Source organism: Micromonospora globispora (assembly GCF_003857015.1).
GTDB lineage: Bacteria > Actinomycetota > Actinomycetes > Mycobacteriales > Micromonosporaceae > Micromonospora > Micromonospora globispora.
In genome coordinates this window covers 1-3,912 of record NZ_QGGF01000321.1, presented here as the reverse complement: position 1 = coordinate 3,912, position 3,912 = coordinate 1, and the positions used below count along the sequence as shown (strand labels likewise).

The 3,912-nt window shown below is 74.9% G+C and carries 4 protein-coding genes and 1 pseudogene; 4 read left to right on the top strand and 1 reads right to left on the bottom strand.

Annotation, left to right across the window (positions count from 1 at the left end; translation table 11 throughout):
* A pseudogene (locus DKL51_RS15870) lies at positions 1 to 299 on the bottom strand (2-phospho-L-lactate guanylyltransferase); the annotation flags it as partial.
* A gap of 115 nt (positions 300 to 414) precedes the next feature.
* Between DKL51_RS15870 and DKL51_RS15865 the strand changes: the two are divergent.
* The 4 genes from DKL51_RS15865 to DKL51_RS15850 form a co-directional block, all read left to right on the top strand.
* Entirely contained in the window at positions 415 to 1,140 is a 726-nt protein-coding gene (locus tag DKL51_RS15865; protein WP_109946536.1) for a lysophospholipid acyltransferase family protein, read from the top strand.
* Positions 1,137 to 2,144 (top strand): NAD(P)H-dependent glycerol-3-phosphate dehydrogenase, encoded by a 1,008-nt coding sequence (locus DKL51_RS15860; RefSeq protein WP_109946537.1) that lies wholly within the window; start codon positions 1,137 to 1,139, stop codon positions 2,142 to 2,144. Before DKL51_RS15865 ends, DKL51_RS15860 begins: the two co-directional genes overlap by 4 nt.
* A 7-nt stretch (positions 2,145 to 2,151) precedes the next feature.
* Positions 2,152 to 3,309 (top strand): cystathionine gamma-lyase, encoded by a 1,158-nt coding sequence (locus DKL51_RS15855; protein ID WP_109946538.1) that lies wholly within the window; start codon positions 2,152 to 2,154, stop codon positions 3,307 to 3,309.
* A gap of 163 nt (positions 3,310 to 3,472) precedes the next feature.
* A partial coding sequence (locus DKL51_RS15850; protein ID WP_148097799.1) for a class I SAM-dependent methyltransferase occupies positions 3,473 to 3,912 on the top strand: 440 nt, incomplete at its 3' end.

Genomic DNA, 3,912 nt, shown 5'->3' with positions numbered 1-3,912 from the left:
GGAACGCCCCCGGCGGCGACCGCGGCGCCGTGCCGGAAGGCCGCGTTCAGCCCGCCGGCGGGGGCGTCCGGCACGATCCGGGCGCCGGCCGCGCCCAGCTCCGCCGCCGCCCACGGGTCGTCGGTCACCACCAGCACCTCCGCCACCTCCGCGCACGCCCGCACCGCGCGCACCGTGTCGGCCGCCAAGGCCAGCGCCAGCTCCTCGTGCGGTACGGCCGGCAGCGCGCCCCGCAGGCGGCTTTTCGCCGAGTGGAGGCGCTTCACCGGCACCACCACGGTCCAGGTCGGCTCAGGCACGCCACAATCCTGCCAGTTGCGCGGCGGTACCCTCACTGGTCGGACCCGGGACGAGCAGGCATGATTTCGTCGCGGGGCGTGGGGTGCATGGCTCGGGGCTGGACGAGGAGGCAGGGTGGCACGGCGCAGGCTGGGATTCTGGCCACGGTTCGCCGTGGCGCTGGTGAAGCCGCTGTTGTGGATCTGGACCCGGCGTACCTGGCGCGGGGCGGAGCACCTGCCCCGCGAGGGCGGCATCATCATCGTCCCCAACCACATCTCGCACGCCGACCCGCTGGTCGCCGCGCACTTCATCTACGACGCCGGGCGCTGGCCGCAGTACCTGGGCAAGGCGAGTGTCTTCCGGGTTCCGGTGATCGGCTGGATCCTGCACCGGTGCCGGCAGATCCCGGTGGAGCGCGGCACGGTCGAGGCGGTCAAGTCGCTGGACAAGCTGGTCGCAGCCCTCAACGAGGGCGGCGCGGTGGTGATCTACCCGGAGGGGACCACCACCCGCGAGCCCGACCTGTGGCCGATGAAGGGCAAGACCGGTGCAGCCCGGCTGGCGCTGGCCACCGGTGCGCCGGTGATCCCGGTGGCGATGTGGGGCCCGGAGAAGATGTTCGACCCGCGTACCGCCCGCTTCAACCTGCGGCCCCGGATCCCGGTCACCGTGGTCGCCGGCCCGCCGATCGACCTCAGTCGCTGGGCCGGCGCCACGCCGACCCGGGCGACCCTGGAGGAGATGACCGACACCATCATGCTGCGGTTGCGTGACCTGGTCGCCGAGATCCGCGGCGGCACACCACCGCCGCTGTGGGAACGTCCCGCCAGCGCGCGTACCCCCGAGGTGACGGAATGACCGGCCATGTGGCGGTGCTGGGGGCCGGGTCCTGGGGCACCGCGTTCGCCAAGATCCTCGCGGACGCCGGCCGGGACGTGACCATCTGGGCCCGGCGGCGGTCGGTCGCCGACGCGATCCGGACCCGGCGCCACAACCCGGACTACCTGCCGGAGCTGCGACTGCCCGACCGGGTCACCGCGACCGGGGACGCCGCCGAGGCGATCACCGGTGCCGAGCTGGTCGTCCTGTCCGTCCCCTCGCAGACGCTGCGCGGCAACCTGGCCGAGTGGACCGGTCACATCCACCCGGACGCCACCCTGGTCTCCCTGATGAAGGGCATCGAACTCGGCACCACCAAGCGGATGAGCCAGGTGATCGTGGAAACCGCCGGGGTGCCGGCCGACCGGGTGGTGGTGGTCTCCGGCCCGAACCTGGCCCCCGAGATCGCCGCCGAGCAGCCGGCCGCCACCGTGGTCGCGGGCACCGACAGCCACCGGACCGCCCTGGTGCAGTCGTCGATCCGGACGCCCTACTTCCGGCCGTACACCAACGACGACGTGATCGGCTGCGAGCTGGGCGGCGCGGTGAAGAACGTGATCGCCCTGTCGTACGGGATCGCCACCGCGATGGGCTTCGGTGACAACACCCGGGCCATGCTGATGACCCGCGGGCTCGCCGAGACCGCCCGGCTGGGCGTGGCGCTCGGCGCCGACCCGATCACCTTCGCCGGCCTGGCCGGCATGGGCGACCTGGTCGCCTCCTGCTCGTCCCCGCTGGCCCGCAACCGCACCTTCGGCGAGCACCTGGGCCGGGGCGCCACGTTGGAGCAGGCCCAGAAGGCCACCCGGCAGACCGCCGAAGGGGTCAAGAGCGCACTCGCGATCCGCGACCTCGCCCGGGCGCACGGGGTGGAGATGCCGATCACCGAGCAGGTCGAGCGGATCTGCCACGAGGGGATGGACCCCCGCCTCGCCGTCGACGCCCTGATGAGCCGGACGGCCAAGCCCGAGTCGTACGAGTGAGGCGGCGATGACCGACTTCCACGACGGCACCCGGTGCGTGCACGCGGGGCTGCCCGCGCCGGCGCCGGGGGAGCCGTTCCTGCCCGGGCCGGTCTTCGCCGCGCCGTACCACCTGGACCCGTGGCAGGGCCCGGCGGCGACGCCCAACGGGTACGGCCGGCCGGACAACCCCACCCGACGGCTGCTCGAGGCGGCCATCGGCGAGCTGGAGGGGGGCGACTGCCGGGTCTTCGCCAGCGGACAGGCCGCCATCACCGGGCTGCTGCTGGCGCTGCTGCGCCCCGGCGACAGCGTGCTGCTCCCCGCCGACGGGTACTTCCCGGTGCGTGCCTTCGCCACCGACACCCTGGAGGGCATCGGGGTACGCGTCCAGTTCGCGCCCACCGCCGGGCCGTATCCGTCGTTCGAGGGCGTCCGGCTGGTGCTGCTGGAGACCCCGGCGAACCCGGGCCTGGACGTGGTCGACGTGGCGGACCTGGCCGCCCGGGCGCACGCCGCCGGAGCCCTGGTCGCGGTGGACAACACCACCGCCACCCCGCTCGGGCAGCGCCCGCTGGACCTCGGCGCGGACCTCGTGGTGGCCTCCGGCACCAAGGCGCTGACCGGGCACTCCGACCTGCTCCTCGGCTACGTGGCCGGCCGCTCGGCCGACCTGCTCGACCCGATCACCGCGTGGCGGACCACCACCGGGGCCGTTCCCGGGGCCTTCGACGCCTGGCTCGCCCACCGGTCGCTCGCCACCCTGGACCTGCGGCTCGCCCGGCAGACCGCCAACGCCGAGGCGCTCGCCCGGCTGCTCGCCGGGCGGGCCGATGTGACCGGGCTGCGCTGGCCCGGGCGGCCGGAGGACCCGGCGTACCCGGTGGCCTCGGTCCAGATGCGACGGATGCCCGGGGTGCTCTCCTTCGACCTGGGCGACGCCGACCGCGTCGCCCGGTTTCTCGACGCCGCCCGGCTGGTCGCGGCGGCCACCTCGTTCGGCGGCCTGCACACCACCGCCGACCGGCGCGCCCAGTGGGGCGACGACACCGCCCCCGGCTTCGTCCGGCTCTCCTGCGGCGTCGAGGACACCGCCGACCTGGTGTCGGACATTGCCGCCGCGCTCGACGCCAGCCTCGCCGAGGGGCCGGCGGCGGAACCGGGCGGCGTGATCCGGGCCGGCTGAGCTAGGGTGACCCCGGCCCGTACGGGCAGCCGCGGCCCGCACGGGCCCCGACCGGAGGAGGTGAGTCCGATCCACCAGACAGGACCGGCGCTCCCCTCCGAGTCCACGTCGCGCCGGTAGCAGGCGACGTCGGGAGCGCCGACGAGCGTTCCCGGAGGCTTCCATGGCACCATCCACCTTCTGTCCCGACCGTCCCGCCCTGGTCAGCCGGCTGCGCGCCGCCGGTTGCGTCTACGCCGAGGACGAGGCCGAACTGCTGATCGCCGCCGCCGCCGACTCGGCCGAGGCGCTGACCGACCTGGTCGACCGGCGGGTCGCCGGCCTGCCGCTGGAGCACCTGCTCGGCTGGGCCGAGTTCTGCGGCGTGCGCGTGGCCGTCCACCCCGGCGTCTTCGTGCCGCGAGGCCGTACCGCCCTGCTGGTCTCCGCCGCCGCGGCGGTGGCCGGCCCGACCCCCGCCGTGCTGGACCTCTGCTGTGGCTCCGGCGCCGCCGCCGTGGTGCTGCACGGTCGGCTCGCGCCCCGCTGGCTCGCCGCCGCCGACGTCGATCCGGTCGCGGTCGCCTGCGCCCGGCGCAACCCTGTCTCTTATCCACATCTGCC

Excerpts from the sequence above, each read along its gene's own strand:
- DKL51_RS15860 (WP_109946537.1), top strand. The coding sequence starts at position 1,137 with ATGACCGGCCATGTGGCGGTGCTGGGGGCCGGGTCCTGGGGCACCGCG.
- DKL51_RS15855 (WP_109946538.1), top strand. The coding sequence starts at position 2,152 with ATGACCGACTTCCACGACGGCACCCGGTGCGTGCACGCGGGGCTGCCC.